We start from the raw sequence: 16,209 nt of genomic DNA on the forward strand, positions 1-16,209 counted from the left end.
GCCCCCGCACACGCCTCCACACTCTCCCGGAACACCACACTCGAATCCAACAAACCCACCGCCATACCCACCCACTGCGACCCCTGCCCAGGAAAGACAAAGACGACGTCGGAAGAGCCGTTGGCGGTTCCCCGGACAATTCCGGGTGCCGTTTCGCCATCTGCGACAGCACGCAGGGCTGCAAGGAATTCTTCCTGCGTGCCCGCGATGACGGCGGCCCGGTGGGCGAAGGTCGTTCGGGTGGTGGCGAGCGCGTGCGCCACAGCGACGGGGGTCGCCAAGGGGCCGGCCTCGATACGGGTGTGCAGCCGTGCCGCTTGCGCGCGCAGCGCTTCCTCGTTCCTGGCCGACAGCGCCCAGGAGACGGCGTCGGGGGCGCCGGCCCCGTTGTCGGTGGCGGCGGGGGCCTCGTTGTCGGCGACGAGGCCGTCCCCGGCAGAAGTGCCTGCGGGGAGGGCCGTCGCGTCTGCGTCGTCGGGCCGGGCGGTGGCAGGTGCCTGTTCGAGGATGACGTGGGCGTTGGTTCCGCTGATGCCGAACGACGACACTGCGGCCCGGCGCGGGCGGTCGACCTCGGGCCAGTCGCGCTGCTCGGTCAGCAGCGACACCTCGCCCGACGCCCAGTCCACATGCGGCGAAGGCTCGCCCACGTGCAGCGTCTTCGGCAGTACACCGTGGCGCATCGCCTCGACCATCTTGATCACGCCACCCACACCGGCAGCGGCCTGGGTGTGGCCGATGTTCGACTTCAGCGAGCCCAGCCAGAGCGGCTGGTCACCGGAACGTTCCCGTCCATAGGTCGCAAGCAGCGCCTGCGCTTCGATGGGGTCGCCCAGCCGGGTGCCCGTACCGTGCGCCTCCACCGCGTCCACGTCCGCGGCCGAAAGGCGTGCGCTCGCCAGCGCCTGACGGATCACCCGCTCCTGCGACGGACCATTCGGGGCGGTGAGCTGGCTGCTCGTGCCGTCCTGGTTGACGGCACTGCCGCGCAGCACAGCCAGTACCCGGTGCCCGTTGCGCTCGGCGTCCGACAGACGCTCCAGCGCGATCACGCCCACGCCCTCGGCCCAGCCCGTACCGTCCGCATCCGCCGAGAACGCCTTGCACCGACCGTCGACCGACAGGCCGCGCTGCCGCGAGAACTCGATGAAGGTGTTCGGCGTCGCCATCACCGTCACACCGCCGGCCAGGGCCAGCGAGCACTCACCGTTGCGCAGTGCCTGCGCCGCCAGGTGGAGAGCCACCAACGACGACGAGCACGCCGTGTCCACACTGACCGCCGGCCCCTCGAACCCGAGGGTGTACGAGATGCGGCCCGACGCGATGCTGGCCGCACTGCCGCTGCCCAGGTAGCCCTCGAACTCCTCGGGCATCCGGTGCATCCGCGAGGCGTAGTCGTTGTACATCACGCCGGCGAAGACACCGGTCCTGCTGCCCCGTAGCGACGCCGGATCGATCCCGGCCCGCTCCAGCGACTCCCAGGCCGTCTCCAGAAGCAGCCGCTGCTGCGGGTCCGTCGCCAGCGCCTCCCGCGGCGAAAGACCGAAGAACTCGGCATCGAACTCCGCCGCCTCGTGCAGGAAGCCACCGTGCCGCGTGTACGACGTACCGGAACGCGCCGGGTCCGGGTCGTACAGACCCTCCAGATCCCAGCCCCTGTCCTGCGGGAAGCCGGACACCGCATCCGTCCCCGAGGCCACCAGCTCCCACAGCTCCTCCGGCGATCCCACACCACCCGGATACCGGCACGCCATCCCGACGATCGCGATCGGCTCGGTGCCGACCGACTCGACTTCCTGAAGACGCTGGCGCGTCTTGCTGAGATCAGCGGTAACGCGCTTGAGGTAGTCGCGCAGCTTGTCTTCATTGGCAGTGGCCATGGTGCGTTTGCCAACCTCTCCGAATGGCAGGAATTTACGGTCGTGGCGTGGGATCACGCATGTCCCCGGCGGGACGGAAGGGTCAGGCGAGTTCGCTGTCGATGAAGTCGAAGAGATCGTCGTCCGAAGCGGATTCGAGGCGGTCCGTGACGTCGCCCTGCGCGGGCCCCGACGTACTGCCGCTCCCGATGAGCTGTTCCATGAACAACTCAAGCCGCTGCCGCAGTTGGGCACGGATCTCGTCGTCCTCGGAGAACCTCGACACTGCGGCCTCCAGCTCGTCGAGCTTGGCGAGAGTGGTGGACAGGCCGGTGGCGGCCGATCCCTCGTCGAGTTCCCCGTACAGGTGCGCGGCGAGCGCGGCGGGGGTGGGGTGGTCGAAGACCAGGGTCGTGGACAGGCGCAGTCCGCTGACGGCGCCGATGCGGTTGCGCAGTTCCACCGCCGTCAGTGAGTCGAAGCCCATGTCCAGGAAGCCCCGGCCCGTTTCGACCGCGCCGGGCGAGGAGTGGCCGAGGATCTTCGCCGCCTCGGCCCGTACGACACCGAGGAGGATCCGCTGCCTCTCATCGTCCCCGCCGGCGGCCCGCAGCCGTACGCGCAGGGCCTCCGCCTCGTCGGCGACCGCGGTGACGGCCGCGGCCTTCGCCCTGCGCACCGGAGCCTTGACCAACCCCCGGTACAGCGGGAGTAGTTCGTCGGACTCCGCCTTGGCCCGGAGCGCCGCCAGGTCGAGGCGTACGGGAACGGACAGTGCCCGGTCCGCCGCGAGCGAGGCGTCAAAGAGGGCGAGGCCCTCCTCGGCGGGAAGCGCGGCGACACCGCTGCGGGAGAGCCTGGCACGGTCGGCCGCGCCGAGCGATTCCGTGATCTCGCTCTCCCCGGCCCACAGGCCCCAGGCCAGGGACGTGGCGGGGAGGCCGAGTGCCTTGCGGTGCTGAGCGAGTGCGTCCAGGAACGCGTTGCCCGCCGCGTAGTTGGCCTGTCCCGCGTTGCCCACGACCGACGCGAACGACGAGTAGAGGACGAATGCCGCCGGCTGCCGGTCCTTGGTGAGCTCGTGGGTGAGCTCGTGCAGGTTCCATGCGGCGTCGACCTTGGGCCGGAGCACGGCGTCCAGCCGCTCCCCGGTCAGGGAACCGAGTACGCCGTCGTCGGTCACCCCCGCCACGTGGACCACCCCGGTGAGGGGCCGGCTGTCGGGAATGGCGTCCAGCAGCGCGGCAAGGGCCTCCCGGTCGGCCGCGTCGCAGGCGACGACGACCGCCTCCGCACCGAGCTCGGCCAGTTCGTCGACGAGCCGTTCCGCTCCTTCCGCCGAGGGGCCGCGACGGCTGGTCAGCAGCAGGTGGCGTACGCCGTGCCGGGTGACCAGGTGCCTGGCGACCAGTGCGCCCAGCGCACCCGTACCGCCGGTGACGAGCACCGTGCCGTGCGGGTCGAGGGGAGTGGTGAAGTCGTCCGGGTCGCAGGGAGCGGCGCGGACGAGTCGTGGGGCGAGGAACTCACCGTCGCGTAGGGCGAGTTGGGGCTCACCTGTGGCGAGTGCCGCGTTGAGGGTGCTGTCCTCGGTGGTTCGGCCTTCTGCTGCGTCCCCACCTTCTGCTGCGTCCCCTCCTTCGTTCGGGTCCACGTCCACGTCCCGGTCCGCATCCAGCAGGACGAAGCGTCCCGGGTGCTCCGACTGTGCGCTGCGCAGCAGACCCCAGACCGGGGCGGCCGCCAGATCCGGTACGGCGTCCTCTGCTCCGGCGGCTACGGCGCCACGGGTGACGAAGAGGATCCGGGAGTCGCTGAACGCATCCTCCGCAAGCCACTTCTGCACCAGCGCGAGCACGCTGCAAGACGTGCGGCGAGCCATGTCGGCGATTGCGGAGGCATCCGTCCGAGCGCCGGCGCCGTGGGGGGCGCCTGCCAGATGGACGGCGACCACGTCGGGCACGTTCGCGGGCTCGGCCGCGAGGGCGTCCAGGGCGGCGAACACGTCCGGGTCCGTGGACCCGTGCGCGCCCACGGCGGTGCCGGGAAGGACCACGATCGACCGGCGCCCTTCAGCGGCCGGTGCCGCCTCGGTCGCTCGGGTCCACTCCACCGCGTACAGGGAATTGCCATGCGTGACCCGCCCGCCGATGGCCTGCGCGGGATCGAAGGGGCGCAGTACGAGGGAGTCGACGGTCAGGACCGGGCTTCCCTCCGTGTCGGCCAGCGCGAGTCGCGCACTGTCCTGACCGGTGGGTGACAGGAGCACCCTGAGCCCGGTGGCACCCACCGAGTGGAGACGTACGCCCGACCAGGCGAACGGGATCCGCAGCGAGTCCGAGAAGGAGGCTCCGGTGCCGCCGGGAGCCAGCCCGAGCGGATGCAGGGCGGAGTCCAGGAGTACGGGGTGCACTCCACTGGCTGCCGCGTCCGTACGGATACCGGCCATGACGGGACCCTCGCCGACTCCGGCAGACAGGCCGACCTCGGCGTACAGGTCGTCGCCGTGCCGCCAGAGCGACCGGAGGCCCTGGAACACCGGCCCGTATCCGTATCCGAGGTCGTCGAGGTGTGCGTAGAGCTCGTCCACGCCGACCTCTTCCGCGCCGGCCGGCGGCCATGCCCCCGCGAGCTTCTCGGCGGAGTCCGCCCCTTCCTCGCCGGCACGTTCCGACTGCGTCAGGGCACCCACCGCGTGGCGGGTCCAGCCAGGGCCGTCCGCATGGGCGTCGTCGGTCCGCGAGTGGACCGAGACCTGGCGGCGCCCGGCTTCGTCCGCCTCACCGACGGACACCTGGAGGGAGACCACCACGTCGTCCGGCACAACGAACGGAGCTTCGAGCGTCAGCTCCTCCACCACTGGGTGGCCCACCCGGCCTCCCGCGTGGAGGGCGAGTTCGACGAAGGCGGCTCCGGGCAGGATGACCGTCCCGGCAACGGCGTGATCGGCCAGCCAGGGGTGCGTGTGCAGGGACAACCGCCCGGTGAATACCTCTCCTTGACCGTCGGCCAGCTCCAGCGACGCCCCCAGCAGGGGGTGGCCCGCGTCCGCAAGACCCAGGACCGCCGTGTCACCACGGTCCACCGGAGCATCCAGCCAGTAGCGCTCGCGCTGGAAGGGATAGGTCGGAAGATCCGTCACCCGCGCATCCGGGCCATAAACCGCACGCCAGTCCACCGAGGTGTCCGTACCGACGAACAGACCGCCGAGCGCCTGGAGGACCGCTTCGTCCTCGGGACGGTCACGCCGGACCGAGGCCACACAGACCGCCTCGTCGAACACGTTACGGGCCAGCGCAGTCAGAACCGCATCCGGACCCACCTCCACGAACCGGCCCACACCCTCCTCGCCCAGAGTGAGGAGCGCGTCGTGGAAACGGACGGCTTCCCGGGCATGGGAGACCCAGTACTCCGAGGACGCCAACTCGCCCTCGCCCACCAGCTTCCCGGTCAGCGCCGAGACGAACGGCAGGAACGGGGCGGTAAACGTCAGGCCCTCCACGATCTCCGCGAACTCCGCGAGCATCGGCTCCATCAACGGCGAATGGAAAGCATGACTCACAGTCAGCGGACGGACCCGGACACCCTGCTCTTGCAGAGCACCCCCAATCTCCTCCACAGCCGATGCGCTGCCGGACACGACAACCGAGGCCGGACCGTTGACCGCCGCCAACGACACCTCACCCTCACGCCCCACCAGCAACGGAGCCACCACCCCCTCACCCGCCTGAACCGCGAGCATCGCCCCACCCTCCGGCAACCCCGCCATCAACCGGCCACGCGCCACCACCAGACGCACCGCGTCCTCCAGACCCAGCACACCAGCCACATGCGCAGCCGCGACCTCACCCACCGAATGCCCGGCCACCACATCAGGACGCACACCCCACGACTCCCACAACCGGAACAGAGCCACCTCAACCGCGAACAGCCCCGGCTGAGCCACCCCCGTCCCATGAACCCCCTCACCATCCAGCACCTCCCGCAAGGAGCCACCCGCCAGCCGCCCATACACCTCCGCAACCGCATCGAACGCCTCAGCAAACACCGGGAACGACCCGTACAACTCACCCCCCATCCCCACCCGCTGCGCACCCTGACCCGTGAACAAGAACGCCAACTTCCCCGACACCAGACGCCCATCACCCACCACCACGGACCCCACACGCTCACCCGAAGCCAGCGCCTCAAGCCCCGCCACCAACTCAGCACGGTCCCGACCCACCACCACACCACGGTGATCGAAGGCCGTACGAGTGCTGGCCAGCGCGTACGCGATGTCAGCCGGCCTCGCAGAGGGATTGCCCTCGATACGAGAGACCAGCGCGGCAGCCTGTGCCCGCAGCGCCTCCTCGGACCTCGCCGACAGCAGCAACGGCATCACCTCGTCGAGCGGCTCAGAGTCCGCCGGCGCGTCCACTGCCTCCGGGGCCTGCTCCAGAATCACGTGGGCGTTGGTGCCGCTGATCCCGAAGGAGGACACGGCGGCCCGGCGGGGACGGTCGGCCTCGGGCCACGCCTGCTGCTCGGTCAGCAGCGATACCTCACCCGATGCCCAGTCCACATGCGGGGACGGCTCCCCCACATGCAGGGTCTTCGGCAGCACGCCGTGGCGCATCGCCTCAATCATCTTGATCACGCCACCCACACCGGCGGCGGCCTGGGTGTGGCCGATGTTCGACTTCAGCGAGCCCAGCCACAGCGGATGGTCACCGGAACGCTCCCGCCCGTAAGTCGCAAGCAGCGCCTGCGCTTCGATGGGGTCGCCCAGCCGGGTGCCCGTACCGTGCGCCTCCACCACGTCCACATCAGCGGCAGAAAGACGCGCGCTCGCCAGTGCCTGACGGATCACCCGCTCCTGCGACGGACCATTCGGCGCCGTCAGACCATTGCTCGCACCGTCCTGATTCGTCGCCGAACCACGCAGCACCGCCAGCACCCGATGCCCATGACGCTCAGCATCCGACAGACGCTCCAGCAACAGCAGCCCCACGCCCTCGGCCCAGCCCGTACCGTCCGCATCCGCCGAGAACGCCTTGCACCGACCGTCCACCGACAGACCACGCTGCCGCGAGAACTCGATGAAGGTGTTCGGCGTCGCCATCACCGTCACACCGCCGGCCAGGGCCAGCGAGCACTCACCGTTGCGCAGTGCCTGCGCCGCCAGGTGCATCGCGACCAGCGACGACGAGCACGCCGTGTCAACCGTCACCGCCGGACCCTCAAACCCGAAGGTGTACGACACTCGGCCGGAGGCCACGCTTCCGGCGCTGCCGTTGGTGAGGTAGCCCTCGAACTCCTCGGGCATCCGGTGCATCCGCGAGGCGTAGTCGTTGTACATCACACCCGCGAAGACACCGGTCCTGCTGCCCCGCAGCGACGCCGGATCGATCCCGGCCCGCTCCAGCGACTCCCAGGCCGTCTCCAGAAGCAGCCGCTGCTGCGGGTCCGTCGCCAGCGCCTCCCGCGGCGAAAGACCGAAGAACTCGGCATCGAACTCCGCCGCCTCGTGCAGGAAGCCACCATGCCGCGTGTACGACGCGCCCGACCGCGTGGGATCCGGGTCGTACAGACCCTCCAGATCCCAGCCCCTGTCCTGCGGGAAACCGGACACCGCATCCGTCCCCGAGGCCACCAGCTCCCACAGCTCCTCCGGCGACCCCACACCACCCGGATACCGGCACGCCATCCCGACGATCACGATCGGCTCGGTACTGAGGTCGGCCGTGTTCTCCGTACGGGCGCCGATGTCGGTCGACACTCCTCGCTCCTGCTCCGCGACCGTCAGCGTCCACAGCTGGTCGGCCAGGGCGAGCGGGGTCGGGTAGTCGAAGATCAGGGTCGCTGAGAGGTTCAGCCCGGTGGCCGCATTGATCTTGTTGCGGAGTTCGACGGCGGTGAGGGAGTCGAAACCAAGCTGGTTGAAGCCGCGTTCGGCGTCGATCGACGCCGGATCGCCGTAGCCCAGCACCGCGGCTACCTCGGTTCGTACGAGCTCACTGAGCAGTTGGCGCTGGTCGGCTTCCGACAGGCCGGCAAGCCGGGTGCCGAGTGCCGAGGCTCCGGTGGCCGTACGACGCCGGACGGGGGTACGGACGAGGCCACGCAGCACCGCCGGCACCTGGCCGCCCGAGGCGCGCAGTCCTGCCAGGTCGAGGCGGGCGGGCACCAGGGCCGGAGACTCGTGCTCCAGGGCGGCGTCGAAGAGAGCAAGCCCTTCCGCCGTGGCGAGCGGGGCGATCCCGTTCCTGCGGAGGCGACTGCGGTCGGTGTCGTCGAGCGTTCCGGTCATGCCGCTGGCGTCGGCCCACAGACCCCACGCCAACGACGTACCCGGCAACCCCAACCCACGCCGATACACCGCCAACGCATCCAGATACGCATTCGCCGCCGCATAGTTCGCCTGACCCGCCGTACCCAACACACCAGCCACCGACGAGAACACCACGAACGCCGACAACCCCAGACCACGCGTCAACTCATGCAAATACCACGCCGCATCCACCTTCGGACGCAAAACCCGACCCACCGCACCCCCGGACAACGACTCCACCGTCGCGTCCTCCAACACACCCGCCACATGCACCACAGCAGACAACGGATGCTCCACACCCACCGAAGCCAACAACCCCTCCACCGACGCACGATCACCCACATCACACGCCTCAACCCGCACCGACTCAGCACCCAACCCCAAAAGCTCCTCCACCAACTCCGAAGCCCCCACAGCCCCCAAACCACGCCGACTCGTCAACACCACATGACGCACCCCACGCACACCCACCACATGACGCGCCACCAACGCACCCAACGTCCCCGTACCACCCGTCACCACAACCGTCCCCACACCACCCACACCAACCAACGGATCAACCACATCCGCCCCGGAACCGACGCGCGCTTCCGTTTGCGTGGCGACTCGTGCCAGGCGCGGTACGTACATCACGCCCTCACGGAGGGCAAGTTGAGGCTCGCCCGAGGCGACTGCCTCCGAGAGCACCGCCTCCGATGCCTCGGTCTGATCCGAGTCCACGAGGACGAAACGCTCGGGGTGCTCGGCCTGGGCGGACCGCAACAGCCCCCAGACCGCCGCGCTCTCCGGCCGTACGAGAACAGCGGCCTCCCTGGCGGCGGAAGCGACGTCCGGGCCCTCCGGCACCTGAGCGGCACGGTGCGTCACCACGACGAGACGCGTGCCGGCGCCTGGCGTCGAGCCCGGCTCCGCGCCGTCCGAGTCGTAGGAGAGGTGATGCTGTACGAGTTCCAGCGCTCGCCCTACCAGGGCGTGCGCCGCCTCCGGCGACGTCAGGCCGGCCGTCGTGTCCGCCGCGAGGCGTGCGAAAGCGAACGCGTCGTCCGTCGTCGTGTCGTCGCCGCGTGCCGTGAGCTCCCGCCGTTCCCAGTCGAGCCGGAAGAGCGCGTCGTGGCGTCCGCCACTCTGGACCAGGCGGGCCGGTTCGACGCTGCGTACGGTCAGGCCCTCCACGGACGCCACGAGCGCGCCCCACTCATCGGCCAGGTGGAGCGCAACGGTGTCCTTGCCCGCCGATGCCAGACGGGCACGGAGCTTCCCCGTACCCGGCCGACGTACGGACACACCGCGCCACTCGAAGGGCAGCACGAACCGGTCCGCATCCGATCCTGACTGGGCGTCGCCGAGGGCGACGGGGTGCAGCGCGGCGTCCAGCAGAGCGGGGTGCAGCAGGAACCGGTCGGCCGACTCCGCCTCGTCGAGGTCCAGTTCGGCGTACACGTTGTCGCCCGCGCGCCAGACATCGGTCAGGCCCTGGAAGACCGGGCCGTAGGCGTATCCACGGTCGGCCAGCGTCTCATACAGAGCTGCGACGTCCACCGGCACCGCACCCGCGGGCGGCCACTGCCGGCCGGAAGCACCGGTCGCCACTGCGTCGTCTTCGGCCTCGGTGTCCGCGGGCATGAGGGTGCCCGTCGCGTGCCGGGTCCACTCCTCGCCTGCGGACAGGGATGAGTACACGTGGACGGTACGACGACCGGAGTCGTCGGCGGGTCCGACCGTGACCTGCAGGTGTGCTTCGCCCTGCTCCGGCAGCGCCAGGGGAAGTTCGAGCGTGAGCCCTTCGACCGTGGGCACACCGGCTCGGGCGCCTGCCAGCAGGGCAAGCTCCAGGAACGCGGTGCCGGGGAAAAGCACGGTGTCCACAACCGCGTGGTCCGCGAGCCAGGGCTGCGACTTGAGGGAGACCTTGCCGGTGAACACGTAGCCCTGCCCGTCCGCGAGTTCGACCTCGGCGCCGAGCAGCGGATGCTCGGCGGGCACCAGCCCGAGGGCGTAAAGGTCCCCGGTGGCGACGGGCGTGTCGAGCCAGTAGCGGTCGCGCTGGAAGGGATAGGTCGGAAGGTCCGTCACCCGCGCATGCGGGCCATAAACCGCACGCCAGTCCACCGAGGTGTCCGTACCGACGAACAGACCGCCGAGCGCCTGGAGGACGGCCTCGTCCTCGGGACGGTCACGACGGACCGAGGCCACACACACCGCTTCATCGAACACGTTACGGGCCAGCGCAGTCAGAACCGCATCCGGACCCACCTCCACGAACCGGCCCACACCCAGCTCCCCCAGAGTGAGGAGCGCGTCGTGGAAACGGACGGCTTCCCTGGCATGGGAGACCCAGTACTCCGAGGACGCCAACTCGCCCTCACCCACCAGCTTCCCGGTCAGCGCGGAAACGAACGGCACCGCCGGCGTCCCGAACGACAGACCGTCCACGATCTCGGCGAACTCCGCGAGCATCGGCTCCATCAACGGCGAATGGAAAGCATGACTCACAGTCAGCGGACGGACCCGGACACCCTGCTCCCGCAGAGCACCCCCGACCTCCTCCACAGCCGATGCGCTGCCGGACACCACCACCGAGGCCGGACCGTTGACCGCCGCCAACGACACCTCACCCTCACGCCCCACCAGCAACGGAGCCACCACCCCCTCACCGGCCTGAACCGCGAGCATCGCCCCACCCTCCGGCAACCCCGCCATCAACCGGCCACGCGCCACCACCAGACGCACCGCGTCCTCCAGACCCAGCACACCCGCCACATGCGCGGCAGCAACCTCACCCACCGAATGCCCGGCCACCACATCAGGACGCACACCCCACGACTCCCACAACCGGAACAAAGCCACCTCAACCGCGAACAGCCCCGGCTGAGCCACCCCCGTCCCATGAACCCCCTCACCATCCAGCACCTCCCGCAAGGAGCCACCCGCCAGCCGCCCATACACCTCCGCGACCGCATCGAACGCCTCAGCAAACACCGGGAACGACCCATACAACTCACCCCCCATCCCCACCCGCTGCGCACCCTGACCCGTGAACAAGAACGCCAACTTCCCCGACACCAGACGCCCATCACCCACCACCACGGACCCCACACGCTCACCCCGAGCCAGCACCTCAAGCCCCGCCACCAACTCAGCCCGATCCCGACCCACCACCACACCACGGTGATCGAAGCCGGCTCGCGACACCGCCAGCGAGAACCCGACGTCGCTGAGCGAGGCAAGCGGTTCAGCGGATTCCGTCGTGGCAGCCACTGCCGTACGCAGTCGACGGGCCTGGTCCTGCAGAGCCTTCGGGCTCGTCGCGTTGAGCGTCAGAAGGTGCGGTCCGGCTTCCTCTGTCGGCTCGTCTCCGGAGGAAGGCTCGACCACGGCGGGTGCCTGCTCCAGGACCACGTGGGCGTTGGTCCCGCTGATGCCGAAGGAGGACACTGCGGCCCGGCGCGGGCGGTCGGCCTCGGGCCACGCCTGCTGCTCGGTCAGCAGCGACACCTCGCCCGACGACCAGTCCACGTGCGGGGACGGCTCGCCCACGTGCAGCGTCTTCGGCAGTACACCGTGCCGCAGCGCCTCGACCATCTTGATCACACCCGCCACACCGGCGGCCGCCTGCGTGTGGCCGATGTTGGACTTCAGCGAGCCCAGCCACAGCGGCTGGTCGGAAGAGCGTCCTTGGCCGTACGTGGCGAGGAGCGCCTGCGCTTCGATGGGGTCGCCCAGCCGGGTGCCCGTACCGTGCGCCTCCACCACGTCCACATCCGCGGCCGAAAGGCGTGCGCTCGCCAGCGCCTGACGGATCACCCGCTCCTGCGACGGACCGTTCGGCGCCGTCAGACCATTGCTCGCACCGTCCTGGTTCGTCGCCGAACCACGCAGCACCGCCAGCACCCGATGCCCATTGCGCTCAGCATCCGACAGACGCTCCAGCAACAACAGCCCCACACCCTCGGAGAATCCGGTGCCGTCGGCTTCCGCCGCGAAGGACTTGCAGCGTCCGTCGACCGACAGGCCGCGCTGCCGCGAGAACTCGATGAAGGTGTTCGGCGTCGCCATCACCGTCACACCACCGGCCAGGGCCAGCGAGCACTCGCCGTTGCGCAGTGCCTGCGCCGCCAGGTGCATCGCGACCAGGGACGACGAGCACGCCGTGTCCACACTGACCGCCGGGCCCTCAAGCCCGAAGGTGTAGGAGATGCGACCCGTGGCAACGCTGCCGTAGCTGCCGTTCCTGAGGTATCCCTCCAGTTCCTCGGGGACACTCTGGAGGCGGGAGCCGTAGTCGTTGTACATGACGCCCGCGTACACGCCGGTCCTGCTGCCGCGCAGCGAATCGGGGTCGATGCCGGCCCGCTCGAACGACTCCCAGGCTGTCTCCAGAAGCAGCCGCTGCTGCGGGTCCGTCGCCAGCGCCTCCCGCGGCGAAAGACCGAAGAACTCGGCATCGAACTCCGCCGCCTCGCTCAGGAAGCCACCATGCCGCGTGTACGACGCGCCCGACCGCGTGGGATCCGGGTCGTACAGGGTCTCCAGATCCCAGGCCCTGTCGTCGGGGAAGTCCCCGATGGCGTCCGTGCCGGACACGACCAGCTTCCACAGGTCCTCGGGGGACGCGACGCCTCCCGGGTACCGGCAGGCCATGGACACGATCGCGATGGGTTCGTCGGCGATGCCGGTGCTCGTGGTGTCGGTGTCAGCGGTCCCGGCCTGGCCGTGGGCCTCGGAGGTACCGCCCGCCACCTGCGAGCGCAGGTGATCGGCGAGTGCGCCGGGGCTCGGGTGGTCGAAGACGACCGTCGCCGGCAGACGGACGCCCGTGGCGGCGATGAGCCGGTTGCGCAGTTCGACGGCGGTCAGGGAGTCGAAGCCGAGCAGCTTGAAGGCGCGGTTGACGGCGATTCCGTCGGCGTCGGCGTGCCCGAGGACCGTGGCGACCTGATGGCGTACGAGGTCGAGGACAGCCTTTCGGCGTTCCTCGGCCGGCAGGGCGGCCATACGGTCGGCCCAGGTGCCCGTCCCGGCCTGTGCGCCGTCCGCCTGAGCAGTCCGCCGTTCGGGGGCGCGTACGAGAGCACGGAAGAGGGGCGGTACTCCGTCGGACGCCGCCCTGGCGCGCAGGGCGGGCAGGTCCAGGCGGGCCGGAATGAGCTGGGGCGCGTCGGAACGCGTGGCGGCGTCGAAGAGCGCGAGACCTTCGGACGCGGGCAGCGGAGAGACACCCGCTCGCTTCATCCGGGCAAGGTCGGTGGCGTCCATGTGGCCGGTCATGCCGCTGGCGTCGGCCCACAGACCCCACGCCAACGACGTACCCGGCAACCCCAACCCACGCCGATACACCGCCAACGCATCCAGATACGCATTCGCCGCCGCATAGTTCGCCTGACCCGCCGTACCCAACACACCAGCCACCGACGAGAACACCACGAACGCCGACAACCCCAGACCACGCGTCAACTCATGCAAATACCACGCCGCATCCACCTTCGGACGCAACACCCGACCCACCGCACCCCCGGACAACGACTCCACCGTCGCGTCCTCCAACACACCCGCCACATGCACCACAGCAGACAACGGATGCTCCACACCCACCGAAGCCAACAACCCCTCCACCGACGCACGATCACCCACATCACACGCCTCAACCCGCACCGACTCAGCACCCAACCCCAAAAGCTCCTCCACCAACTCCGAAGCCCCCACAGCCCCCAAACCACGCCGACTCGTCAACACCACATGACGCACCCCACGCACACCCACCACATGACGCGCCACCAACGCACCCAACGTCCCCGTACCACCCGTCACCACAACCGTCCCCACACCACCCACACCAACCAACGGATCAACCACATCCGCCCCGGAACTGACGCGCATGTCGGTGTTGGAGTCGGAGTCGGAGTCGGAGTCGGAGTCGGTGGGATCTGCACGGACGATGCGCGGTGTGTAGAGCGCGCCCTCGCGCAGGGCGAGTTGGGGTTCGTGCACGGAAGCCGCGAGCACCTCCGCGTGGATGGCGGTCAGGTCCGGGCCGTCGACGTCGACATCGAGCAGGGCGAACCGGCCCGGGTGTTCCGTCAGCGCGGTGCGCAGCAGGCCCCAGACCGCCGCATCGGCCAGGTTCCCGGCGCCCGGATCCGCGCCTGCGGGACGGTCGGCGGCGGCGGCGTGACGCTCGGCATCGGGGACACCGTCGGCGTGGACGGCGCACTGCGAAACGAATACCAGCCGCGATGCCTCGGTGCGCGGGTCGGCCAGCCAGGTCTGGACGAGGTCGAGGGCGCGCTCGACAGCCGCGTGCACGTCCTCGGGCGCGTCGCCCGTGCCTGCTGCTGTGTCCTTGGCGTGCACCAGCACGAACTCGGGCAGCGGGGCACGCTCCGGGTCGATGGCCTCGACGGCCTCTGCGGCCTCTGCGGCCTCTGCGGCCTCTGCGGCCTCTGCGGCCTCACCAGTGTCGTCGGTGCCGTCGGTGCCGTCGGCATCCACGGATGCACCCAGCAGCAGCCCGCCGAGGTCCGCCCGGATCTCGACGGACTCCGCCGCACCGGCCGTCTCCGTACCTGCAACAGCGGTAGCACCGGCAACGAGCTGCCATTCCACCCGGTACAGCGGCAGCCGAGGTCCGTTCGTCCCGGCCGCAGCGGCCAGTTGCTCCGTCGTGACGGTGCGCAGCGAGAGGGAATCGACCACGGCGACGGGCTCCCCGGCGGTGTCCGCCGCCAGGATCCGGACCGTGTCCTCGCCCTTCGGCGTGAACCTCACCCGCAGCGTGCGGGCCCCCGTCGCCAGCAGGCGGACCCCGTCCCAGGCGAACGGGAGCCGGGGGCCATCGGTCGCAGCGGCGGAGGAGGCGGGAGCGTCGCGGAGGACGACGGCGTGCAGCGCCGCGTCCAGGAGTGCGGGGTGGATACCGAACAGGTCGGCCTGGTCCCGCTGTTCCTCGCCGAGGCGTACTTCGGCGAACGTCTCGTCGCCACGGCGCCAGAGCGCGGTCAGCCCTTGGAAGCCGGGACCGTACTCGTAGCCCTGGGCTGCGAGTTGTTCATAGCGCGAGGAGAGGTCGACGGCCCTGGCGTCGGCCGGAGGCCATACCGCCAGGTCCGCCAGGCCCTCCGGGCCGGCCGCGCCGTCGGGCACCGCTCCGGAGTCGGCGCGGTCGCCGGGAGCGAGCCACGCGGTCGCGTGTCGCGCCCAGCCCTCACCGTCGGAGAACACACCTGTGCCCTCGTCGGTCGGCATCGAGCGGGCGTAGACGCGCAGCGCCCTGCGGCCCGACGGATCGGCGGCGTCCACGGCCAACTGAATCTGTACGTCACCCTGTTCGGGCAGTACGAGCGGCGCTTCCAGCGTCAGGTCCTGGATTTCGCGGCAGGCGACCTCGTCCCCGGCCCGCAGGGCCAGCTCCACGAAGGCGGTTCCGGGCAGCAGTACGTTACCGAAGACCGCGTGGTCGGCGAGCCAGGAGTGGGTACGCAGCGACAGTCGGCCGGTGAGCAGGAGGCCATCCCCATCGGCGAGCGGAACCACCGCGTTGAGCAGCGGGTGGCTCGCGGCGCCGAGTCCCGCGGCGGTCACGTCTCCGGTCGCGGCCGGCGCGTTCAGCCAGTAGCGGTCGCGCTGGAACGGGTACGTGGGCAGGTCCACGAAGCCAGTGGGCCCTGTGGGAACGGCGGTTGCGGGTACGGCGTCCCAGTCGACGTCGACGCCCGCCGTGTGCACGGTGGCGAGGCTGGTCAGGAAGCGGGCCCAGCCGCCTTCGTCACGGCGCAGGGAACCGACCACGATGTGGCCCTCGTCCAGCGCGGCGGGCAAGGCCCCGGCGAAAGCGGAACCAACTGATTCACCAGCCGGGGTCGCAGACACATCGGTGCCCGCCGCCCCGCGGATCTCCTCGTTCGAGAACTCCTCGTCCGAGAATCCGTTCCCGGAAAGAACGGCATCGTCGAGGGTTTCCTGAATGCCCATCGTGAGCACCGGATGCGGACTCGACTCCACGAACGTCCGATAACCATCCGCCGCCAACAACCGCACCGT

General features: G+C 70.1%; 2 protein-coding genes. Both read right to left on the reverse strand.

Going from position 1 to position 16,209, the window contains the following annotated elements; all coding sequences use genetic code 11:
* On the reverse strand, positions 1 to 1,937 hold a 1,937-nt coding region (locus tag ACFYY1_RS42110), incomplete at its 3' end, for a type I polyketide synthase (protein ID WP_388595314.1).
* A 25-nt stretch (positions 1,938 to 1,962) separates the two neighbouring features.
* A complete protein-coding gene (locus ACFYY1_RS42115; protein WP_388595315.1) occupies positions 1,963 to 16,140 on the reverse strand; it encodes an SDR family NAD(P)-dependent oxidoreductase in 14,178 nt (4,725 codons plus the stop codon).
* Between the last annotated feature and the right edge of the window lie 69 nt (positions 16,141 to 16,209).

Origin of the sequence: Streptomyces sp. NPDC001890, from assembly GCF_042891445.1 — a bacterium.
Lineage (GTDB): Bacteria > Actinomycetota > Actinomycetes > Streptomycetales > Streptomycetaceae > Streptomyces.

Excerpts from the sequence above, each read along its gene's own strand:
- ACFYY1_RS42115 (WP_388595315.1), bottom strand. The coding sequence starts at position 16,140 with ATGGGCATTCAGGAAACCCTCGACGATGCCGTTCTTTCCGGGAACGGA.